The organism is Bradyrhizobium sp. 956_D2_N1_4 (assembly GCF_052076025.1).
In the GTDB taxonomy this organism is placed as follows: Bacteria; Pseudomonadota; Alphaproteobacteria; order Rhizobiales; family Xanthobacteraceae; genus Bradyrhizobium; species Bradyrhizobium barranii.
In genome coordinates this window covers 8,780,880-8,802,405 of sequence record NZ_CP197237.1, presented here as the reverse complement: position 1 = coordinate 8,802,405, position 21,526 = coordinate 8,780,880, and the positions used below count along the sequence as shown (strand labels likewise).

Here is a 21,526-nt window from a genome sequence, read left to right as displayed (position 1 = left end):
AAGCTGACTACTTGATCAGCCCTTTTTCCTTGTAATAGCGGATCGCGCCGGGATGCAGCGGAACCGGGCTGCCGGTGGCGGCCGCCTCGAGCTTGATCTCCTTGCCCGCGGCATGGGCGTTCTGCAATTCGGGCAGCGACTCGAAGATCAGCTTGGTCATCTGGTAGGCGAGGTCGTCCGACACCGCGGAGCTCGTCACGAGATAGTTGACTACGGCCGCGGTCGGCACGTCCTTGTCCTGGCCGGTATAGGTATTGGCCGGAATGATTGCCGAGATGAAGGGCGGGCCGATCTTGTCGATGGTCTCCTTCGGCACCGACACCACGGTGATCGAGGCCGAACTCGAGAGATCCTTCAGCGAGGCGACGCCAAGGCCGGCCGATTGAAGCGTCGCGCCCAACTGGCGGTTCTTCATGAGGTCGACGGATTCGGCGAACGGCAGATATTCGACCTTGCCGAGGTCCTTATAGGTCATACCTGCGGCCGCGAGGATCGCACGGGAATTGAGCTCGGTGCCCGACTTCGGCGCGCCGACCGAGAGGCTCTTGCCCTTGAGGTCTGCGAGCGTCTTGATGCCCGATTCGGCAGTCGCGACAATCTGGATGTAGTTCGGATAGATCGCGCCGATGGTGCGCAGCTTGTCCAGCTTGGTTTTGAAGCCGGCTTCCTCGTCGCCCTCCCAGGCGGCTTTGAGCGAGTCACCCAGCGTGAACGCAATTTCGCCGCGGCCCTGCTGGAGCAGGATCAGGTTCTCGACCGACGCCTTGGTGGCCTGCACCTGCGTCTTCACGTTCGGAATCTTGTCGCCGTAAATCTTTCCGATCGCGACCCCGAGCGGATAGTAGACGCCGGAGGTGCCGCCGGTCAGCACGTTGATGAAGGATTGCGCATGCGCGCAAGGTGCCGATGCCGCCAGGGCAAGAGCCGCGGCCGCGCCGAAAATCGTCCGTTTCATGGTTGTTGTACTCCCCAAACCGGCCGGGAAATTGGCCGGATGGGGGAAGCGGGTCAACCCATCCAAAAGTCACAACAGGACTGCGGTAAACGGCTGACCCGGCTCGATTTTTGGGGAACCCGCGGGTGCGGCGAGGTGGCGCAGTCAGGGTCTGGCGCGTGTCTCGCCGCGCAGGCAAGCCTTACTGGCACGCTCTTGCTGGCAAGCCCTTATTGGAAGGTCATGTCCAGGCACTTGGAGATGTCGGAGCCGAGGCCGGAGGAGATGATGATGCAGCCGCGCACCTTCTGCGCGGTGACGTCGGCGGCCCAGACCGAGTAGCCGCCGGGGCCGAAGAACGAGTTGGTGTTCGGCGGTTCGGTCTCGGTCGCGTCGAAATCGTATTTGCCGTCGGTCTCGAAGATGCGCGGCTTCTTGGTGCAGCCGCCGTCGGTCTGGACGTTGATGACTTCCTTGTTGTCGCGGGTCAGCGCCAGCGAAACCTGGCAGCGGAAATATTCCGAGGTCTTGGTATTGAACAGGTAAGTGTAGGACTTGCAGGTCGCGGTGTTCAGCTTGCCCGGGGCGAGGCCACGGCTGCACGAAATCCGCTGGTTGTGGCTGAGCTGGTAGTCATCCGCCCGGGCGGCGGGCGCCAGCGCCGTCACCAACAGCGCGGCGGCTGAGCAGGCTTTCACGACATGGTTCATCCGAATCATCCCCCTACCAATATTTTTGTCGAATTGCGTTCTAGACTGAAAGCGGAACATAGTCGCGCGGGGACGAAGGGAAAATCACAAACTGCTGGGCAGGACGTGATGCGCTGCGGCGCTTTCGCAAATTGACCTGCAAACGCCGTTCGTGATTTGTTCAAGATGGCAACCCCAACGATGGGGAGGATGGGATGATGGCATTTTCAACGAAGACATTTGCACTTGCACTCACTGCAGCGCTCGGCGCGTTCAGCGCACCCGCATTGGCGCAGACCGCGGCAACGCCCTGGGAGCTCAAGCCCGACACCGGCTATGCCTATGACAAGGAAGGCAAGACCTTCTCCTACAAGATGGGCACCAACAATGCCGGTGAACTCCTGAAGGGCGCCAAGAAGGTGCCGAAAGGCACGCTGTTCTTCATCGGCCACAACGGCCAGCTCTACATGCGCAGCGGCCCGTATCTCGAAGGCGACGGCAAGTTCAAATTCGGATCGGATCAGTAAGGGGCGACGGCCAACCCAAGCATTCGGTGTCATCACCCGCCTTGTGCGCGCTTGCGCACTGGGGCGGGTGATCCAGTATTCCAGATGCCGTTGTGCTTCAATCGAGAGGCTGCGGCGTACTGGATGCCCCGGTCAAGCCGGGGCATGACAGCGGAGGATGTGGCAGCGAGGACTAAAACGCCCCTGCCAGCTCCCGCGCGCCGGCATTGTTGCTGTTACTGTCCATCCGCGTGTCCGTCACCGCCAGCAGCTTGGCTACCGTGTTGTGACGGATCGCGACCGGGTTGCGCTCGTAGCCGCCGCGCTGGAAGAAGTTCGAGGTCGGCACCTGCTCGCGCATCGCCTGCGGCATCGTCACCATGTCGAGGCCGGTGCCATCGCCGGTGAGGTTCATCATCTCGAGCTCGGCGGCGGTGAGCGGCCGGGTGTAGCCCTTGGTGCGCGCGAACAGCACCGAAGTCAAAAGCTTATGGGTTTGCAGCATCGGGCCGATATCGATGTCCAGCACCATGGCATGCATGGCCCAGCCCTGCGCGGTGTTGCCGATCTTCTCGTGCTCCGACCAGGTGTCCGGCACCGATTTCGCTTGCGCCACCATCTTCTTCAGCACGGCAAGCTTGTGCTCGAGCGGCTGGCGCGCCGGTCCCGACGCCCGCGCCACCTTGTCGGAAAGCGCGCGGATGAGTTCATGGCCCTGCTCGGCCAGCAGCTCGACGCTGTTGGTGGTCAGGAGCTGGTTGTAGCCCATCGCGGTCGAGATCGCGCGCTTGCCGCCATGCTCAATACCCGCCTGCACGTCGTAATTGCCGGTGCCGCCGGTCTCGAACGAATAGACCCGCACCGCCTGCTCGCGCGTCAGCCCCGAGGCGAGCGCGTAGCGCGCATAGGCGCGTTTGAACTCGACCTCGCTGGACGGCCGCTGCGGCGTGAACTGATAGAGCTCCCGCGCCGCCTGCAGGAGATCGGCGACCACCGGTATCGGCTTTCTGGTCGGACGATCCGGCGTTTCCTCCGGCTCCGGATTCACCGGCCGCTTCGGCCCGTTATAGAGCGGCGGATGCTGCAGCACATAATCGTCAAGCGTCACTTGCTGTCCGCTGCGCCGCTTGGCGTTGCGGCCTTTCCGCTTCTCGGAGATCTGGCTCCAATAGGCACCCGCCTCTTCGTCGAAGGCCCCGCGCGCCGCCTGATATTCCTGCAGCTTGCGGCGATATTCGAGCACGGCCGGCGACGCCCCACCCTGCGCAAAGAACTGCGACAAGAGCTGGGCCTTGGCATCGCGGACGGCCGGCGGCAGCGCATCGGCCTCGCCGCCTCGCGCAGTGGGCGCAAGCAGGACGAGCGCGAATGGAACCAGCGCGAGATGTTTTCGAATCGAATGATGCATGCTGCCCTCTTAGCAGGCATCCGGTAACCGTCACGTTAACGCGCCGTTTACCATCGTCACTTCCAGGCGAACACCGGCTGTTCCAGCTCGGTGACGCGGGTGTGACGTCCCGCCAGCACCTCACGGAACTGGTAGATCAGCGCCGCCGTCGGCGCGTGGATCAGGCTCGTCTCGTGATGGAAGCGGATCACGCGGCCGGAGCTTTCGGGAATCGCGATGAAGTCGAACGCGTCTTCGCGCTCGATCGTGGCGAGCGCGATGTGGTGGACCGAGGCGACCTCATCCGGGTTCGGCCGGATCGCGGCACTGTCGGCCGTCCAGACCACCACCGGCGTGATCAGATAGCCGGAGCGGGTCGGATAATCGTCGAGCGTGCCGAGCACCTCCGCATGCGAAAGGCGGAGGCCAAGCTCCTCATCAAGCTCGCGCAGCGCCGCTTCGACCGGCGTCTCGCCGGCATCGCAGCGGCCGCCCGGCAAGGCCCATTGGCCGCGATGGGCGCGCAGGTGTGACGCGCGCAGCGTGAGCAGGAATGCGGTGTCATCGCCGTCACTCGCCGCGGTCAGCGCAACCGCCACCGCGGCGCGCTTCAATGCGGCCGGCGCATCGTCCTCGGGCAGCCGCGTGAAGGCCGCGCAGGCAGCCGCGATATTCCGCCGTGTGGCATCGTCGAACGGTCTCATGATGCTTGACTACACCACGTCCGGCCCCGATGAAATGAGCTCGCAAGGCCCGCGCAGCAATGGACGACGACATGACCAACAAGGCCGCCACAAGGCTCAAATCGGACGGCTGGAGCATCCTGGAGACCACGGGCTTCATGCACCTGATCGGCCCGCTATGGGAGCGCAAGGTCGACGGCCATTACGAATTCGCGCTCGCCACCGAGGACAAGCACCACAATCGCCGCGGCATGGTCCAGGGCGGCGTGATGATGACGTTCGCGGACCGCACCTGCGGCATGACCGCCCGTTACGTTTCCGGCAAGGAATTCATGGCGACGGTGCAGCTCGACACCCATTTCGTCGAGGCCGGCCAGATCGGCGACATCCTGATCTCCCGCCCGCGCGTGGTGCGCTCGACGCGCAGCCTCATCTTCATGAGCACCGAAGTCACCGTCGACGGCCGCTGCATCGTGATGGCGAATGGCGTGTTCAAGATCCTGAAGGGGCCGGGGTAGGGTCGCGCAGTCGGCCCACCGCGCCAACCACACCCACCGCCGTCATTCCCCGCGACCCGGCTACGCCAAGGCTTCGCCGAGGTTTCGGTCTCGGGCGCGCCGAAGCTTTAGCGTAGGCGGCAAGCGGGGAATCCAGTACGCCGCGGCTTCTCCGCTCAATCACGAACGTCTCGGAATACTGGATCGCCCGATCAAGTCGGGCGATGACACCGAGTATGAGGCATGATCGTGCCCCAATCTCGTCATTGCGAGCGCAGCGAAGCAATCCAGTATCTCACCGCGGATGCATCTCTGGATTGCTTCGCAGCGCTCGCAATGACGGAATTAGCTGGCTATGCTGCCAGCTTCGATAGCGTTGAGGAAACAGCCCATGCAATACCGCCAGCTCGGCCGCACCGGCCTGAAAGTCTCGCCGATCTGTCTGGGCACCATGATGTTCGGCGGGCCGACCGATGAAGCCGCATCAAACCGGATCATCGCCAAGGCGCATGAGGCCGGGATCAATTTCATCGACACGGCGGATGCCTATTCGAAGGGCGGCTCCGAGGAGGTGGTCGGCCGCGCCATCGGCAACAACCGTCACGCCTGGGTGCTCGCCACGAAACTCGCCAACCCCATGAACACTGGTATGGGCGACGATCCCAACCGTGTCGGCCTGTCGCGGCGCTGGGTGTTGCAGGCCGCCGATGAGAGCCTGAAGCGGCTCGGCACCGACCACATCGACATCTACTATCTGCACAAGGAAGACCATGCGACGCCGCTGGAGGAGACGGTGCGCGCGATGGGCGATCTGATCCGCGCCGGCAAGGTGCGCTATTTCGGCGTCTCGAACTACCGCGCCTGGCGCGTCGCCGAGATCTGCAACATCTGCGACCGGCTCGGCATCGACCGTCCCGCGGTGAGCCAGCCTTATTACAACGCGATGAACCGCATGCCGGAGGTCGAGCACTTCCCGGCCTGCTCCTATTACGGCCTCGGCATCGTGCCCTACAGCCCGCTGGCGCGCGGCGTGCTCACCGGCAAGTACAAGCCCGACGCCGCGCCGGACAAGGAGACACGCGCCGGCCGCAACGACACCCGCATGATGCAGACGGAATGGCGGCCGGAATCGCTCCAGCTCGCGCAGGAGATCAAGACCCACGCCGAGACGAAAGGCATCACCGCCGGTCAGTTCGCGGTCGCCTGGGTGCTGAACTCCGCCTTTGTCAGCTCGATCGTCGCCGGCCCGCGCACCGAGGAGCAGTGGGACGGCTACATCCGCGCGCTCGACTACCGCTTCACGGCGGATGACGAGGCGCTGATCGACAGGCTGGTCGTGCCGGGCCATCCCTCGACGCCGGGCTACAACGACCCCGCCTATCCGATCGAGGGACGCCGCGCGCGGACGGCTTGAGAGCTGAAGACGATGACGGCGCACGAAGACCGCTACGGCCTTTCACTCTCGACGTCTTCGCACGAGGCGGCAAGCGCCTATCGCGAAGGCGTCGATCTCATGCTGGCCGGTTGGACCGGCACGGCGGAGGCGCTGGAACGCGCGATTGCGGCCGATCCGGATTTCGCGCTTCCCCATATCGCCCGCGCCCGCGTGCATGCCTTCTATCAGCAGGGCGACCTCGCCCGGCAGAAGGCGGCACGCGCGCGCGAGCTCACAGCGAAACGCGGCACGGAGCGCGAGCGCTCGCATGTCGAGACGCTGGCGCTTGCGATCGAGGGCCGGCTGCCCGAGGCCATCGCATCGACGCTGAAGCATGTCGAGAGCTGGCCGCGCGACGCCGTGGTGCTGTCGCTGCCGCTCGGCGCGTTCGGCCTGTTCGCGTTTTCCGGCATGCCCGATCACGACCGCGCCCGGCACGAGCTGTGCGAGCACGTCGCGCAGCATTATGGCGAGGACTGGTGGTTTCTCACCATGTCCGGCTGGGCGATGACGGAGAATGGCGACGTCGCGCGCGGCCGCGGCGTCACCGAACGTGGCTTCGACCTGCGCCGCCGGAATGCCCACGCCGCGCACGCCGTGCTGCATGCAATGTTCGAGGACGGCTCGATCGACGCGGCTGACCGTCTCGTCGACGAATGGATCCCCTCTTACGACCGCACCGGTATCCTGCACGGCCATATTCGCTGGCATCAGGCGCTCGGCGCGCTCGAACATGGCGATGCCGCCCGCGCGCTTGCGATCTATGCCGACGTCCTTCGACCCTCCGCCACGCAGGCGCCGCCGCTCAACGTCGTCACCGACAGCGCCTCGCTGCTCTGGCGTTTGTCGGCTTACGGCCACACCGTGCCGGAGGCACTCTGGCTCGAGGCCGACGCCGCCGCGCAAAAACTGTTTCCGAAATCGAGCCTGCCCTTTGCCGACGTCCACATGGCGCTGTTCGCTGCGGCGACGCAAAACCAGGAGGCGCTCGCCGCGCGCCTCGCGGCGATCGAGCAGCGGCTCGGCGACGGCAAGCTGCCGGCCGGTCCCGTGGTGCCGGCGATCTGCCGTGCGCTCGTGGCCTTTGCCCGCGAGGATTACGCGTCATGCGTGCAAACGCTCGCGCCCGTCCTCGGCGAGGTCGTGCGCATCGGCGGCAGCCATGCCCAGCGCGAACTGATCGAGGATACCTACATCGTCGCGCTCATGCGCAGCGGCGAGCTGCCCCGCGCCCGCGCGCTGCTCGATGCCCGCCTGCACCGCCGGCCGTCCTTGCGCGATACGCGCTGGCAGGCGGCGACCGTCTAGCTCTGCCACGAAAAAAACATCGGTCTGGCAGCAAGTGGCCTGCTAGGACGGGATGGGGCGATCGGATGAATCGCCGATGGGTGGTGCGGTGGTATTCCAGTCGGGTTTAGCTGAACAAACGGGATCGCAACCAATTTGTGGTTCGCTCGTTGTTGAGCGGAACTTTTCCGCCGCCGTGGCCCCCTGGCATACGAGCCTGATGATGCGCCTCCGCCGACCGGTCCTCGCCGCGGCCCTCGCGACTCTCGCAAGCCCTTGTTTTGCCGAGTCTTCCGCGCCCATTCCCGTCAACAACCCTCCGGCGCAAAACGCCTTCATCGACCTGCTGGCGCTGATGTCGGGCCACTGCAAGACGCTGAAAGTTGCGGGGCGCACCTTCGCTTGCAAGACGGTGGCTTACGCCCATGGCGACAAGGGCCGGGTCAATTTCGCGGTCGCCGTCGACGATCCCTCCGACGCCAACCATGTCGTGTCGTTCTCCGGCGAGAACGGCCAGCGCGCGGACGACAATTCCTACGAGCTGCGAATCGACCGCATGCTGCTCAATTCCAAGGACCGCCCCAAGGTCGACGGCCTGCCGGTGCCGGCCGAGCAGACCTCGACCGGCGTCTGCCGCCAGACCGGCAATTTCGCCGCAAGGAAGGTCACGGACGTCACCTGCACCGCGACCGACAGCGAGGGCCGCCGGTACGAGCTGCTGTTCGTCTCCGACGGCAAGCCGGTGAGCGTACGCCGCATCCGGCAATCGTCGCCATCGATCCAGGATCCGTTCAAGTAACGGCATCATCAGCTGCTGCCGGCATGTATGATCGCGCCATGCTTTGGAGCGATTCATGACGCGCGACCGCCTGTTTCTGCTGCGCCCTGGTTTCGAGGATCCCGCCTTTCCGGGCCAGCGCTTCTATTGCTGGCATTGCGCGCTGATCGAGGGCGTGCTCGCCTCGTTTCCGCAACTCGCCGAAAAGCTCGACGTTGAGCACATCGCATGGCCGCGGCCAAGGCTGCCGGTGATCGCGCTGGTCAGCGAAGAGAACCAGTCGCTGCCGCTGCTCGTGCTGGCCGACGGGACGACGTCGCCGCACCAGACCGGCAGTCACCACGGCCGCGCCTTCATCGCCGACAAGGACGCGATCCTCGCCGCGCTCACCGAACGCCACGGGTTTCCCGATCCGCATCCGTGAAGGCCGAGCACTCGCGCAGCTCTCCGTGTCCGGGGCACGAGAGCTGTCGCGAAACGAGGGAAAATCGACATTGCCTGTCATGTCGGCCGCCCCGCATACTTCGCGCAGCAAGCAAGTCTGAAAGCCGCTCCTCATGATCAGCCCCCTCCCCGCCCTCGTCGTCGTCGACGTTCAGCGCGCATTCGACGAATGGGAGGCGGCCGGCAAGCGGCGCAACAATCCGGATGCGGTGGCGCGCATCGTCGATCTGCTCAAGGCATTCAGGAAGCGCGGCGCGCCGATCTTCCACATCCGCCACGAGGGCACCAAGCCGAATTCGTCGTTCCTGCCGCAAAGCTCCGGTTACGCGGTCAAGGACGAGGCGCGCGAAGCGCCGGGCGAGGCGGTGATCGTCAAGCGCGTCAACAGCGCCTTCATCGGCACCGATCTCGAGACACGCCTGCGCGCAGGCAACATCACGACGCTCGTGATCTGCGGCGCCACCACCAATCATTGCGTCGAGACGACGACGCGGATGGCCGGCAATCTCGGTTTCGACGCGAGCCTCGTGCGCGATGCGACCTGGACCTTCGACCGGATCGGACCAGATGGCGACAAGCATTCGGCTGAAGAAATTCATGCGATGACGCTGTCGAATCTCAACGGCGAATTCGCGCGCATCGTGGCCGCCGCCGACGTGATCGCTTCGCTCGAAGCGATGCGACAATAGATCGCGCCACATCATTCACACGTCGATCGGAATTTCGTCTGCGTCGTTTCGACGCCCGCACTGGCCGGAACGCAGCGGACAGCCATCTGTTATCACGCGACTTCTCAACTGGAGTGATGACATGAAGTATCTCTTTGTCGCGATGGCTGTGGGTGCAGCGGCGCTCGCCGGCGGATCCACGGCCAACGCGGCGGGCAAGGCCAGCGCGAAGCAGAACGCGCCAGCCGGCCAGTCCACCGACATCAGCGCACAGCACAGGCACCACCACCATGGCCATCGCCACCACCAATGGCGCCATCACAACCACGGCTACTATCGCCCGCACTACCGGAACTATGGCTACTACCCGCGGCACCAAGGCTATTACGGCGGCGGACCGTACGGCTACTATGGCGGCGGAGGTCCCGGCGTAACGTTCAGCTTCGGCGGCGGCCGCTGGTGAGAGATTGCTGGTGAGAGATTTAGGCCCGCCTTGTGCGGGCCTTTTTTCATCCCCGCAAAATCATCTCCGCCGTCTCCAGCCCGCTCGCCAGCGCCGCCTCGACCGTCCCCATGTCGCGGCCGCGATAGAGCGCTTCGCCGGAGAACAGTACCGGACCGTCGGCGCGCGCAAGGATCGCCTGGGCCTCGCGCGTCCGCGGCGTCGCCCAGGAATAGGCGCCGCGGGCGAAGGGATCGTGCAGCCAGTTGGTCGCCGCAGCCGCCACGAGATCGCGCGCGATGTCGTCTCGCGACACGCCGAAGATGGCCGCGAGCGAATCGACCCCGGCATCGATCAGCCCTTGCCGATCGAGCTTCGCAAGCTCGGCCGTGCGCGGCCCGCCGAACCAGCCGGTGAGCACGGGATGCTGGTCCGGATGCCGCGTCCACCACACCGGGATCGACTGGTCCGACAGCAGGAAGGTCATGTCCGCGAGATCTTCGTTTCGCTCGCGCCACCACGGCCGCGCGAACCGCAGCAGGATTTTTATCACGCTGCCGAAGCCGATATCGTCAGCTGCCGCAGCCTTCGCGCGTGCGGGCTCCGGAAGCGCGATCTCGCGCAACAACGGCAGCGGGACGGTGAGGATCACGCGATCGCAGCCATGCACGTCGCCGCCGGCACAGCGGACGGCCAGCGCGCCGCCCGTCTGCTCGATCGCCGACACCGCGCGGCCGAAGCGAAACGTCACGCCAAGCCCGCGGCACTCGCTCGCCAGAAAATCGATCAACGCGCCGTAGCCGCCGACGATGCGCGCCTGGGTGTGATGCCCGCCGTCCATCCATTCCTCGCGCAGCGCCAGCGTCGAGGCGCGCTCGGGGTCGGCGGCGTCATAGCCCTCGACCATGCGCTCGATCGAATGGCGCAGCCGGTCATAGCCAGGCCCGGCGAAGTGGCCGCGGAGGAAATCGGCAACCGTGAGATCATCCTTCAACGCCCCCAGCGCGGCGTACAGCTCTGCCTCGTGCGGATCGTGACGGTCTTCGTGCGAGAGCCTCGTGCCGTCAAAGCTCCACTGGATGCCTTCGATCTCCTGCAGCGACAGTCCCGCCTCGCGTACAAGCTTGCGCGTGACCGGCGCCTCGCCATGGACGAATTCGGCGCCGCCATCGGCGGGGTAGCCGAACTCCGACGCCGGCAGCGGATGGATGCGCCCGCCGCAGCGCTCGCGCGCCTCCAGGATCGTGACCGTCCTGCCCGCGCGTGCCAGCTCGCGCGCCGCCATCAGCCCGGCCGCGCCGGCACCGACGATGACGATGTGCTCCAATTGTCCCATGCCGATGCCTTACTTGGGCATCGCTTGCGGGTCGTTCTTGATCAGATAGCGCAGCAGCAGAACGCCGCCGCCGAGGTCGCGCGTGCTCTCCAGCGTCATCGCGGCGAGCGGCGCGCGCTTGTCGCTGTCCGCGTCCGTCGAATCGAACACGAAGGGTGCGCCCCTGGCGCCATCGATCGCGGGGCTGAGGATCAGGTTGAATTCGTCGATGAGGCCGGCGCGCAGGAAGGCGCCATTGGCGATGCCGCCGCCCTCGACCAGCAAGCGCTTCACCCCTAACTCCCGATTGAGGATGTCCAGCGTCAGCGCCAGGTCGATCTCGGACTTGCCGGCGAAGATGTAGGACACACCCTCGCCGCGCAGCCCGGCCAGATGCGAATCCGGCACGCCCTCGGTCAGCACCACGACGATCGGGTCACCGCCGATGTCTGACCGGCCCCAGCCGATCTTGCCCTGCGCATCGAGCACGACGCCGTAGGTTTGGGCATCGCGCCGCGCGAACCAGCTTTGGCGGGGAAATGTCTCGCCCGCCGTTGCGGGATAGGGCTTGCCCTTGGCGAACTCCGAGCCGGTGACGCGGCCGATCACCCAGGCGTCGCCGCCGAGTTCGTCATGGATCTTCTCGAACCAGTCTGTGCCCGCCCCCTTCGGCCGCCAGCGGCTGGGATGCGTGCGGCCGTCCAGGCTGGAGTGCATCAGGCAAATGACGTAGGGCTTCATGCAATTCTCCGGGTACGCTTCAGGCCGACGATCCATCGCACCCGGCACGATCCTTCACGATCACCGCCAGTGGATTGAGCTTGGGCGGCGCGACGAGCTTGAGCGTGTTGCTGTCGTGATGGTTGAACGGCGCGCCGCGCACGAACAACTCGGTCTGGATCAGATAGCTCCAGCTTCCATCATCGTTGAAGGTGATGTCGCAGCGATAGGAGTCGGTGCGGAAGGCCTGTTCCAGGAAATCGGTCGAGCAGATTCCATAAGCGGTATCGCCGCGCTTCGCCGTGACCGATATCTTCCTGTCATCCGGCCCGGCCTTGCCCGAGGCGAGCAAGACCTGTCCGCGCGGAATCGCGAGCGTCTGCATGATCAGCCCGGTCGCGGGCTCCCACAGCCAGTAGCCGACCTGGTCGTGGAAGGTGATGTCTTCCTCGGGCGTGTTGATGTGGATGTGATAGCGCAGCCCGTAAAACAGCTGCGGCCCGTTGGCCTGCGGGTCGATCGGGTCCATGCGGATGCGCTCGATGAAGGTCCGCCGCTCCGGCCCCTCCGCCTTCGGATTGATGTCGATGCCCTTGTCCGCCTGCCAGCTCCCTGCGAGACGGCGGAGCGGGCCGAGATTGGCAAGGCCGTCGGGCGAGACGTCCTCGGGCTCGGTGAAGATGTCGGCGGGAATGGGGAGCATGGGAACCTCGCGTCAAGTTGCGGGGAGCAGCAATAGCACAAGGACGGCGGGAATCGACTGGAATGGAACCAGAGCGCGCGCCGGGTGTTATCTGCGCTTGAGCACGAGCCCTCGAAAGCCGGCTCGAATGGGCAAGGACGCCCGTGTCACGCGTAGCGGGGGATCCGGTGCTGTCTGAGAAGGCTGCTCGGCGGTCGATTGAATTGGGCTTCCTCGCTGACGGAGGCAAGCTGGGCGCGATGATGAGCGCCCGCGACTGGTCGGATTCACCGCTCGGTCATCCCCGCGATTGGTCTCAGGCGCTGAAAACGACGGTCAGCATGCTGCTGGCCGCGCAAGCCCAGATCGTCCTGTTCTGGGGGCCCGACTTCGTCGCGCTCTACAATGACGCCTACGCCCCGGGCATCGGCGCCAATCATCCCCGCGCCCTCGGTCGCCCCGCGATCGAAAACTGGGGGGAGCTGTGGGACGATCTCGAACCGCTCCTGTCGGGCGTGCGCCGAACCAGAAAGACATTCGCCGCCAAGGATCGTCCGTTCTACGTCGAGCGCCACGGCTACGGCGAAACCAGCTACTGGGACGTCTCCTACTCGGCCGTACGGGACGATGACGGCTCGGTCGGCGGAGTGCTTTGCATCGTGTCCGAGACGACGGAGCGCGTACTGGGCGAGACGCGGCTGCGGGCGAGCGAAGCGCGATACAGGGAGCTGACCACGACCCTCGAGCAGCGCGTCGCCGAACGCACCGCCGAGCGTCATTTGCTGGCGACGATCGTGGAAACCACCGACGGACAGATCCAGGCGCTCGATCTCGATTATCGCTGGCTGGCGATCAACACGTCCTGCGCCGATGCCTATCAGCGCATCTACGGCAGGCGGCCGCAGATCGGCGATTCCCTGCACGAATTTCTGGCCGACCGGCCCGAGCATCTCGCTGCGGCGACCGCGATCTGGAGCCGGGCGCTGGCCGGCGAAGCCTTCACCAACATCGATGAGTTCGGCGATCCCCGGTTCGACCGCCGCGTCTACGAGATGAAGTTCGAGGCGCTGCGCGCTCCGGACGGCACGCGGATCGGCGCGTTCCTGACCGGGGTCGACGTGACGGATCGCCTGGAGGAGCAGGCGCGACTCGCGCAGGCCGAGGAGGCGCTCCGCCAGGCCCAGAAGATGGAGGCCATGGGCCAGCTCACGGGCGGCGTCGCGCACGACTTCAACAATCTGCTCACGCCGATCGTCGGCCTGCTCGACCTGTTTCAGCGCAAGGGCATCGGCGGCGAGCGCGAGCATCGCCTCATCGCCGGCGCGGCACAGGCGGCCGAGCGCGCCAAGACGCTGGTTCAGCGCCTGCTCGCTTTCGCGCGCCGGCAACCGCTTCAGGCCATTCCCGTCAACATCGGTCTCCTCGTTGCCGAGATGGGAGACCTGATCTCGAGCACGACCGGACCGCAAATCCAGGTGACGGTGGACACGCCGGAAGACCTTCCTGCGGCCATGGCTGATCCCAACCAGATCGAGATGGCGATCCTGAACCTCAGCGTGAACGCCAGGGATGCCATGCCCGGCGGCGGCAAGCTGCGCATCTCGGCGAAGGCCCGGACGGTTGGAGACTCTCACAATTCGGAATTGGCACCGGGCGCCTATGTCTGCATCTCCGTCGCCGATACCGGCATCGGCATGGACGAGTTCACGCTGGCCCACGCCGTCGAACCGTTCTTCTCGACCAAGGGCGTCGGGCGAGGCACCGGTCTCGGTCTCTCGATGGTCCACGGCCTTGCGTCACAGCTCGGCGGCGCGCTGACGATCAGGAGCGCCGTGGGCGCGGGGACGACGGTCGAACTGTGGCTGCCGGTCAGCCACGCCGTCGCGAGCGCCATTGATGCCGTCCCGCAATCAAAACTGCGGCCACAGCCCGTCGGCACGGCTCTGCTGGTGGATGACGAACCGCTGGTGCGCATGAGCACCGCCGAGATGCTGGGCGAGCTCGGCTACAACGTCGTCGAAGCCGCCTCGGCGGAGGACGCGCTTCAGCGCGTCAGGGAAGGCCTGCGGCCGAACCTGCTCGTCACCGACCATTTGATGCCCGGCATGAGCGGCACAGACCTCGGCCTCGCGCTGCGCAATCAATATCCCGAGCTCCAGATCCTCGTCGTGTCAGGCTACGCCAACAACGAAGGCATCACGCCGGACCTGTCGCGGCTGACGAAGCCGTTCCGAAGCGATGAGCTGGCGGCGAGCCTGGCGGGCTTGGCGAAGGCGGGGCGATAGAAGACGCAAGCGGACGAACAGCTCGTATGAGCGAGAGCGACATGCCGGTGCGATGACATGTATCGGCGATCACGCCGTGATGATCGATGCGCGGGCGACTGTACCCCAGTCCGATCGGAGGAGGCTGCCCAGCGGACGAACCTCCTCAACCCCAGCCGCATCTACTTCAACGCCAGACTCTGGGCGTGAACTGAGAAGACCGAGGTGGAGGCCCGCCGGTTCACGCTGGCGGGCTCGCTACGTTCTGAGAGCGTCAACCGCGTGGGCGACGAGAACGCCGATGCTGAGTACGATCAGGCAAATAATCGCCGCTTGAAATAACATCGGAGTAAATCCCGTGGGCCAGGGTCGGCTTTTATAAGCCCTCACATTCCGCCAGCATTTGGCCACCCAGAAGGCGCTTCGGTGTCCGCCTCGTTACAAGTATGCAAGGTTCATTGGCCTTGCGCGACGACGTCTCACTCCTTCAAAGCGGTGCGAGAATCTACCAGTCGATCAGCAGCACAACGATTACTAACATGGCGTAGATAGTCCTGCGGTCGATCCGGTTCATTCGAAAACCTCGTATTCGGACGCCACTCCCTCTGCGAACCATGCTTCCGCGGCATCCTGGCTGGCGAACACCTTGATGTGGTCCTTATCGCCGACCTGCTTGGCGATGTTGGCGTAAACGAAGACGGTCGTTGATCCCTCTTCCACTTGCGCCCCGCCGATGCGGCTCTTCCCCTCGGGGTTAATCGTCGGATCGCCGCGCTCGACCACCAGGAGCAGGGCTTCCACCGCTGCCTGCCACTCCAGCACATCGTGCTCTTTCTTCGGCAGCGCGGCGATGTATTCGCCGGCGTTAAGCGGCGTCGCCAGCTTGCGGCCGTCGACCTCGATTGGCTCCTCGAAAGGCCGCCCCCAGCCCTTGGTCATTGCGTGTTTTGATACCCCAGCAGGTGAGCCGGCGGCTTGCCTCGCTCAAAATCTGGCTCGACATCGGCGCCCGCCTGCCGCAGGCGGCGCAGATGAAACGGGGCTCGCTATCCGAAAGCCGTACGTCATCCGGCCAGCAGTCCGCATTCAAGGACACGCAATGACAATTGTTACGTTTACCTACAAGCGGTTCCGAGCCTGAATAGCATGAGCGCTTTTCGCGCCAGGTAGCATCAATAAACGCCCCAGCGTCTGGCAAGGGCTTTTACTGGCGGTATTCCCCTCGCGCCGCCAGTATATTCACCTCCATCCATCCACGGAGATCGATATGCATCGTGTCGCTCCGATGCTGACGTTACTCACTGCCGCTGTATTCCTTGCTTTTTTGGAGCCGGTCCGAGCTGCCGAGGCGGATCGATACTGCCTGCGAGGTCGCAATTGGGGCTTTCCGGGCAATTGTCAGTTCGCCGCCCGCTCGCAATGCCTGGCTGCTGCTTCTGGCACGAACGCATATTGCGGCATCAACCCGCGCTATGCCGCTCCGCGGCGGCGCTAATCAGCGCTCGGAGCTATTCGGCGGCACGGCATGGCAGAAGCGGTCAATCAAGGGAAGGCCCCCGATGCGAAAGCTTGCACTGTTCGTCATCCTGCTCTCGTTCGCAGGAATGGTCCCTTCCAGCGAATCATTTGCTCAGAGTGCGCTTCGAGGTGCCGTCATCGGTGGTGCTGTTGGTGGTCGCCGCGGCGCTGCCATAGGGGCGACGGCCGGAGCCATCGCGGGCGCCCACCGGCGACATCAACATTGGCATCGATATTATTGGAGGAACGGCAACTGCTGGTACCGCTCGACCAGCGGAAGGTCGCACCGCGTGTCGCATCGGTACTGCCGTTGAGCCTTCGCGTAGCGGGCCGTGCGACTGGCCTACAGGAAAGATCGAGAACGGCAACTCAATAAGGGGATCGCAATGTTCTTCGCTCAGGAAGGATTCACATATCGAAATTTTCTGATGGATATAATTGCTGTATTCGCATTTGTCGTTTGGTTCTGGCTGCTCATTGTCATCTATGGCGACCTGTTCAGGCGCCACGACATTTCCGGATGGGGTAAGGCACTGTGGGTGCTTGCACTTGTTCTGACCTCCTACCTCGGCATCTTTGCTTACCTCATCACCCAAGGCAGGGGGATGGCGGAACGCAGCGCTGAGCAGGCTCAGCGGGCGCGCGAGGAATTACGGCACATCGTCGGCTTTAGTGTCGCCGACGAGCTTTCCAAGCTCGATCAGCTCAAAAAATCGGGATCTATAACCGATACCGAGTACGGGCGCCTTCGCACCAAGCTGGTCTCCTAACCATCGGTGAGGGAAGCGGGGAGGCCCATGATGTTCGCAAAGCCTTTTGGCACCGTTGGAGCTCTTATTGCTGGCTTTGCAATTGCGTGGACTGAAAGCGCGCATGCGGAAATATTCATAACAACCGCCACCATATCGCAGGGCGAGTTGGTCATCGTCGGAAGAGTAAGACGGCCCCGCGAGCCCAGCGTGGAAATCAAGATCAGTCCGAGCAAAACCGTGAAAGTCGAGAGCACTTCGACCGGAGGATTTCGGTGGATTGGACCGGAGTTTCCATCGACTTGTATCGTAAAGATCACGTCCGGACCAGATACGAGAGACGTGGTGATACAGAATTGCGGCCTCCCCGGGCCAGCGGGTCCTCCAGGGCCGGCCGGACCTGCAGGCCCGATCGGACCGCCCGGGCCCAAAGGGAATTAGAAGGCAGACTTCGTCTTGCGGGTTTGCAGGTTGCCCACCGGAGCGCTCTCGCATCAACAATCGACGATGCGCGGGCGACTGTGCCCAGTCCGATCGGAGGAGGCTGGCCTAGCCGACGAGCCTCCTCAACCCCCAGCCGCCCCTACTTCAACGCCAGGCTGCTGCAATACGCCGAGGTCTCGCCCGATCGCCAGCCGGTGACCCGTCCGGCTTCCTTGCACTCGTCGTAAGTCTTGAAGTTGCCGACGTTCCGGCACGTAAAGGAGTACACGCCGCCCGAAGCGTTGCAGCCGACCCAGGGCTGATTTCCCGTCTTGAAGCTCGATTGGCAACCGCCGGCACAGCTGCTCGTTTCGCGTTCGAGCTTGGCGAGCCTCGCGGCATCCGACATCGGCGCCGCCACGGCCGTCGATGTGGCTGGCGATGTCCGATACCCGGTGCTGCGGGTGGCCACGTGATGCGTTGGCTTGTGCGGCCTTGCCACCTGTCTCGGCGCGTCGACCGTGATGCTGGGAAGCTGGGTCTCGGTGGGCGTCGGTTGAGACATTGCCGTGCCGCTCAGGCCGCACAGCAACAGTGCAATCGATGGGAATGTGACAGCGGGACGCGCAACGAAGCGTGACGACAACGTCATGGCCATGTCCTTCCAGATGCGGAGGGACAGTCCATTCCATCCCCCGAGACGAGGATATCACGCGCCGATTGAAGTTGCATCGCCAAACCCTGCAACTTGATTCGGCGCCAGGTCGACCTGGTCAGGCTCGCGAAGTCGCTCACCGGTGTAACCCGCGGGATTGAAGGTGACGGTGCGCTTCGTCCGCGGCCGCTCTCGTCATCCGCCCGTGGTGATCAACCACTGGAAGAACGTCATCAGAACGGCGACCGCGATGGCGACGACGATGAGGTTTGGCTCTTGGAGCGGGCGGAAATCATCGTTGCATTCCGCCTTGAAGCGGGCGCAGCCATGAATGAGCATCGTCAGCAGCACCGCGCCCGCTGAACCAAGGTTCGCGCTCAGCCACGATGCGTGGCGTTCGTGGAATAGGCCGGGGAAATTGGCGTCAGCGGATGCCGGAGAACGAGGGCAAACACCAGGATGGTGCCCAGGGGCGGAATCGAACCACCGACACTGCGATTTTCAGGCTCGGGGTTTGGCTAGAGAATCAGGTGTTTAAGCGAGGGACACCTGTCTAACCGCTCGACAACGATCAATGGCTTAGTCTGGATTTGTCTAACGCTCCGACCATGGCACCTGCGGAATCTCATCTCCTCCTTGAGGACGTGGGAATGACGCGAAGGGCTTTGATTTCGGCCTCTAGCTCCAGCCGCCGGGCATCTTTCGCGGCGGAGTAGGCGGCGGTGATATGCAAGAACGCCTAATGCTGTCTTTCAGCACGATGAGGTCCTCTCAAAACCAAAACAAATCTCATGGAGCCACCTCCCAATTGAAGGAAGACTATCCCTGCGTTCCACCGCTAATTGGATGGACAGGACGATGCGGGAGGCTTTGCGCGGGAGATGGCACGACGTTTTCTTGGACGGAAGGAATGAACACGGGGCGCACGTATTGCTGTGAGCCGGCGTTTCATCCACCGCACGCAGCGCGTTTCCGAGGACACCCTGTGGTAGCAGCCCGGATTTTGCTTGCGCGCTGCTATTCCTTCTCTAATCTCGCTAACTGACGCCCATTCAATTTCTTAGGAAGGTGATTGATGTTCATTTTCCGAATTTTTGCCCACATACTGCGACGTCTGTTTCGTTTCATTTATTTTCTCGGCGGCGCTGCGGCCCTCGTATTGATCTTGCTTCTTATTACTGAGGGGGCTCTAGCTGTCCTGAAACTTCCACCCGACGGACCGCTCGCTAAACAAAGCTATGTCGCCAGCGCGCTTGCGGACGGGCATCCGTCGGATCGAGATGTTCATCTCTATATTCGTCCCAGCGCCATACGTGAACTGGCGCTGCTTTACACTAACTTAAAACTGTCTCCCCAGTGGTATCCCTTTACGAAGATTGGCCCGGAGCCCACGTTAGCTGCGGTGACCGTAAATTCTGACATCGGTCAAATGCGGGCCAGCGCAGATGTTGTCTTTTGGAACATGACGTTAGCGGTCGACCTATCAATCGAATTTGACCGCATAGAGGTTCAGCGACATTTAAAGCTCGAAAACGGCAAACACGTCGATGATCCAAAAGATGACGACTGTGACATCGTCTTTGTGCCGCACATAGATCGCATTCGCCTGACCGGTCTGGCGCACTCACTATCCAATTTGTTGCTGCCTCGCTTAACAAACTTTTCAGAGCACGCTCTCGGAGTTATTGCTGACCAACAATTAAATTGGATACGCGAAGATGATAGCTATCGCGTGGAACTTCCGATTAAAGTGCCACGCCGCGTTGTCCTGCCCGTGAAACTCTCTACGGACGATGAGACCACATTCCGTGCTCTCAAAACAAAGAAGTCCGATGATGAAGCTCCAATTATTGGATCGTTGAAAACACACACCGAGCTGAAGGAGACCAAACCTATCGCTTTCTTCAATTTTGGTGCTCCGCTAATTTCGCCTACAGGCATTTGGATTTTTGCTACCGTACAATTTGAAGAACCGAAGTGGCTAACACGAGAGGATGCACGACGACTGCTGTCGTCGGACAGTCCCTCCGCAGCTCAGCAAGCAAGCATCAACGATCTCGCCAAGCTGGCAGACAAAGTACCAAACGACGCTTCGCTGGAGCTGGAAATAAAGACGACAGCCTTTATGGGACTGGTCGACGAGTTGAAGCGCCTCTTGGATGCTCCTCATCGAACCGTCGAAATATCGACCATTGAAAGTAAAGGCGAGATATTTCGTCTGCAAGCCAAGGACGACAATGTTCTGATACTGGAAGCCTTCAAGCTGTTTGCCGACATTCCGCAAGATAGAAGCGTCCAAGCAAAAATCGCGTTCGACAAGGTGACGGGCAAAATCACCTCGCAAGGAATTGAGTTGTCAACCACCGCCACGGGCACGGCAAAGGCCAGCGTTAGAGTTACTGCAGAAGCCTTGAGTTTGCAGCAACCCATCTTTACGCACGATTTTTCGGCATCCCTCACCAATGTACCCTTACGATTTCGACTGTATGCCTTCCCCGCCACGAAGACCATCAAAGACACGGAATATAAGGCAGCCTTCTGGGGGCTCGATGCGTACTGCTCTACCACGGTGGTGGAATTCAAAATGGGCAGCGGAAAAATTGGGGACACCTTACCGATAACGTTTGACAGCTTTGAAGTGGATATCCCAACGCGACTTTTTAAAGAGAAAAGTCGGGCATCATTGATATTGAGTTCTTTGCCCTCTCGCCAACCACTCGTCCGGCTGCCTGAAGAAAGCGACAAAGAAAAAGGCGAGCGGACTAAGACTGGTTGGAGTGCTTTCGTCGCTCAATATAGCAAGCCTCCATTCTTACTCGTTCCACCCTCAAAAGGTTTGGAAATAACAGTTTCGCCCACCGAGGTTACCATTTCTGACGTCGCCTACCGGATCGATGCGGCGCTCAAATTCAACACCGCCCCAGAGCCAAAACTCTCGGAAGAAGAGAAGAAACAACGAGAAGATATTCTCAATGCGATCAAGGACACCCGCTTTCCCGGTGCTCAAGCGTGCGGTCCAGACCTGCCGAGCGTCACCTTCAAGAATCTTGGACTTGGTCCAGCCGCCAAGCTTTGGGACGCGCTCCTTAAAGTGGCGCAGGCGGCTAAGGCTCAGGGAGACGTCGAGAAAGCGCGACTTAGGCTGGCCGTAGCCATTCTTCAAGGAAAAGACATTAGTTCAGAAACACAGCAATTATTACAAAAGGAACTGACAAATCTTGGCGTGCAGTTCGATGCAAGCAAAGCCGTAGTCGGGGCAAGTATTGCGAATGCGGAAGCTGCGATTGATGATGCCAAAAGAAAGGCCGAGGCTGCAATTGATGATGCCAAGAAGAAGAAAAAGGAATTGGAGGACGCGGCTCTCAAGAAGGGAGATCAAGTTACTCCGAAGGGGCTCCCAAAGCCGAGTGAGGTGAGGCGCAGATGTGGAAGATATTGTCCCTAGTTTGT

22 protein-coding genes and 1 tRNA gene are annotated in these 21,526 nt (G+C 62.7%); 12 read left to right on the top strand and 11 right to left on the bottom strand.

The genetic code is table 11. From position 1 onward, the window contains the following. Positions 1-7: 7 nt before the first annotated feature. Entirely contained in the window at positions 8-955 is a 948-nt protein-coding gene (locus AB7535_RS41705) for a TAXI family TRAP transporter solute-binding subunit (protein WP_166348695.1), read from the bottom strand. 209 nt (positions 956-1,164) lie between these two features. After that, positions 1,165-1,644: a hypothetical protein gene (locus AB7535_RS41700; RefSeq protein WP_354114086.1), complete on the bottom strand. Its 480-nt coding sequence runs from the start codon at positions 1,642-1,644 to the stop codon at positions 1,165-1,167. Positions 1,645-1,841: 197 nt separating this feature from the next. On the opposite strand from AB7535_RS41700, the gene AB7535_RS41695 reads away from it, so the two are divergent. Further along, positions 1,842-2,150, top strand: coding sequence for a hypothetical protein (locus AB7535_RS41695; RefSeq protein WP_166353586.1), 309 nt, complete (start codon positions 1,842-1,844; stop codon positions 2,148-2,150). A gap of 172 nt (positions 2,151-2,322) precedes the next feature. Here AB7535_RS41695 and AB7535_RS41690 read toward each other — a convergent pair whose 3' ends face one another. Continuing rightward, positions 2,323-3,537, bottom strand: coding sequence for a hypothetical protein (locus tag AB7535_RS41690; protein WP_166348689.1), 1,215 nt, complete (start codon positions 3,535-3,537; stop codon positions 2,323-2,325). Positions 3,538-3,593: 56 nt separating this feature from the next. Next, entirely contained in the window at positions 3,594-4,220 is a 627-nt protein-coding gene (locus tag AB7535_RS41685) for an NUDIX hydrolase (RefSeq protein ID WP_354114085.1), read from the bottom strand. Positions 4,221-4,291: 71 nt separating this feature from the next. Here AB7535_RS41685 and AB7535_RS41680 point away from each other — a divergent pair, with 71 nt between their 5' ends. The 7 genes from AB7535_RS41680 (at position 4,292) to AB7535_RS41650 (ending at position 9,771) form a co-directional block, all read left to right on the top strand. Continuing rightward, positions 4,292-4,717, top strand: coding sequence for a PaaI family thioesterase (locus AB7535_RS41680; RefSeq protein WP_354114084.1), 426 nt, complete (start codon positions 4,292-4,294; stop codon positions 4,715-4,717). A 370-nt stretch (positions 4,718-5,087) separates the two neighbouring features. Further along, entirely contained in the window at positions 5,088-6,110 is a 1,023-nt protein-coding gene (locus AB7535_RS41675; RefSeq protein WP_354114083.1) for an aldo/keto reductase, read from the top strand. A 12-nt stretch (positions 6,111-6,122) separates the two neighbouring features. Then, a complete protein-coding gene (locus AB7535_RS41670) occupies positions 6,123-7,439 on the top strand; it encodes a tetratricopeptide repeat protein (protein WP_354114082.1) in 1,317 nt (438 codons plus the stop codon). Positions 7,440-7,641: 202 nt separating this feature from the next. Continuing rightward, positions 7,642-8,217: a hypothetical protein gene (locus AB7535_RS41665; RefSeq protein WP_071917092.1), complete on the top strand. Its 576-nt coding sequence runs from the start codon at positions 7,642-7,644 to the stop codon at positions 8,215-8,217. A gap of 55 nt (positions 8,218-8,272) precedes the next feature. After that, positions 8,273-8,620 (top strand): DUF3088 domain-containing protein, encoded by a 348-nt coding sequence (locus AB7535_RS41660; RefSeq protein WP_354114081.1) that lies wholly within the window; start codon positions 8,273-8,275, stop codon positions 8,618-8,620. A gap of 133 nt (positions 8,621-8,753) precedes the next feature. After that, entirely contained in the window at positions 8,754-9,329 is a 576-nt protein-coding gene (locus tag AB7535_RS41655) for a cysteine hydrolase family protein (protein ID WP_354114080.1), read from the top strand. A gap of 121 nt (positions 9,330-9,450) precedes the next feature. Beyond that, entirely contained in the window at positions 9,451-9,771 is a 321-nt protein-coding gene (locus tag AB7535_RS41650; RefSeq protein ID WP_354114079.1) for a hypothetical protein, read from the top strand. A 46-nt stretch (positions 9,772-9,817) separates the two neighbouring features. Here AB7535_RS41650 and AB7535_RS41645 read toward each other — a convergent pair whose 3' ends face one another. The 3 genes from AB7535_RS41645 to AB7535_RS41635 are packed head-to-tail and all read right to left on the bottom strand — an operon-like array spanning position 9,818 to position 12,488. Then, entirely contained in the window at positions 9,818-11,086 is a 1,269-nt protein-coding gene (locus tag AB7535_RS41645) for a flavin monoamine oxidase family protein (RefSeq protein WP_354114078.1), read from the bottom strand. Positions 11,087-11,095: 9 nt separating this feature from the next. Then, complete coding sequence (locus AB7535_RS41640; RefSeq protein WP_354114077.1) at positions 11,096-11,806, bottom strand: RibD family protein; 711 nt, start codon at positions 11,804-11,806, stop codon at positions 11,096-11,098. 19 nt (positions 11,807-11,825) lie between these two features. Further along, positions 11,826-12,488, bottom strand: coding sequence for an FABP family protein (locus AB7535_RS41635; RefSeq protein WP_354114076.1), 663 nt, complete (start codon positions 12,486-12,488; stop codon positions 11,826-11,828). A gap of 143 nt (positions 12,489-12,631) precedes the next feature. On the opposite strand from AB7535_RS41635, the gene AB7535_RS41630 reads away from it, so the two are divergent. After that, on the top strand, positions 12,632-14,752 hold the full coding sequence (locus tag AB7535_RS41630) for an ATP-binding protein (RefSeq protein WP_354114075.1): 2,121 nt from the start codon (positions 12,632-12,634) through the stop codon (positions 14,750-14,752). A 549-nt stretch (positions 14,753-15,301) separates the two neighbouring features. On the opposite strand, the gene AB7535_RS41625 is transcribed toward AB7535_RS41630, so the two are convergent. Next, on the bottom strand, positions 15,302-15,670 hold the full coding sequence (locus AB7535_RS41625) for a hypothetical protein (RefSeq protein WP_354114074.1): 369 nt from the start codon (positions 15,668-15,670) through the stop codon (positions 15,302-15,304). Between the two features lie 328 nt (positions 15,671-15,998). On the opposite strand from AB7535_RS41625, the gene AB7535_RS41620 reads away from it, so the two are divergent. Together AB7535_RS41620 and AB7535_RS41615 are read left to right on the top strand one after the other, a co-directional pair. Beyond that, a complete protein-coding gene (locus AB7535_RS41620) occupies positions 15,999-16,226 on the top strand; it encodes a DUF3551 domain-containing protein (RefSeq protein WP_071909266.1) in 228 nt (75 codons plus the stop codon). A 409-nt stretch (positions 16,227-16,635) separates the two neighbouring features. Beyond that, the gene (locus AB7535_RS41615) at positions 16,636-17,019 is read left to right on the top strand and encodes a PLDc N-terminal domain-containing protein (protein WP_028147401.1); all 384 of its coding nucleotides are present in this window, start codon (positions 16,636-16,638) and stop codon (positions 17,017-17,019) included. A gap of 562 nt (positions 17,020-17,581) precedes the next feature. On the opposite strand, the gene AB7535_RS41610 is transcribed toward AB7535_RS41615, so the two are convergent. From AB7535_RS41610 to AB7535_RS41600, 3 genes are all read right to left on the bottom strand, one after another. After that, on the bottom strand, positions 17,582-18,073 hold the full coding sequence (locus AB7535_RS41610; RefSeq protein ID WP_354114073.1) for a hypothetical protein: 492 nt from the start codon (positions 18,071-18,073) through the stop codon (positions 17,582-17,584). A gap of 198 nt (positions 18,074-18,271) precedes the next feature. Then, positions 18,272-18,427 carry a hypothetical protein gene (locus AB7535_RS41605; RefSeq protein ID WP_155794856.1) on the bottom strand — a complete coding sequence of 52 codons (156 nt, stop codon included), beginning with the start codon at positions 18,425-18,427 and terminating at the stop codon, positions 18,272-18,274. 109 nt (positions 18,428-18,536) lie between these two features. Further along, a tRNA-OTHER gene (locus AB7535_RS41600) sits at positions 18,537-18,645 on the bottom strand. A gap of 506 nt (positions 18,646-19,151) precedes the next feature. Here AB7535_RS41600 and AB7535_RS41595 point away from each other — a divergent pair. Beyond that, positions 19,152-21,521 (top strand): hypothetical protein, encoded by a 2,370-nt coding sequence (locus AB7535_RS41595; RefSeq protein WP_439037187.1) that lies wholly within the window; start codon positions 19,152-19,154, stop codon positions 21,519-21,521. Positions 21,522-21,526: the final 5 nt, after the last annotated feature.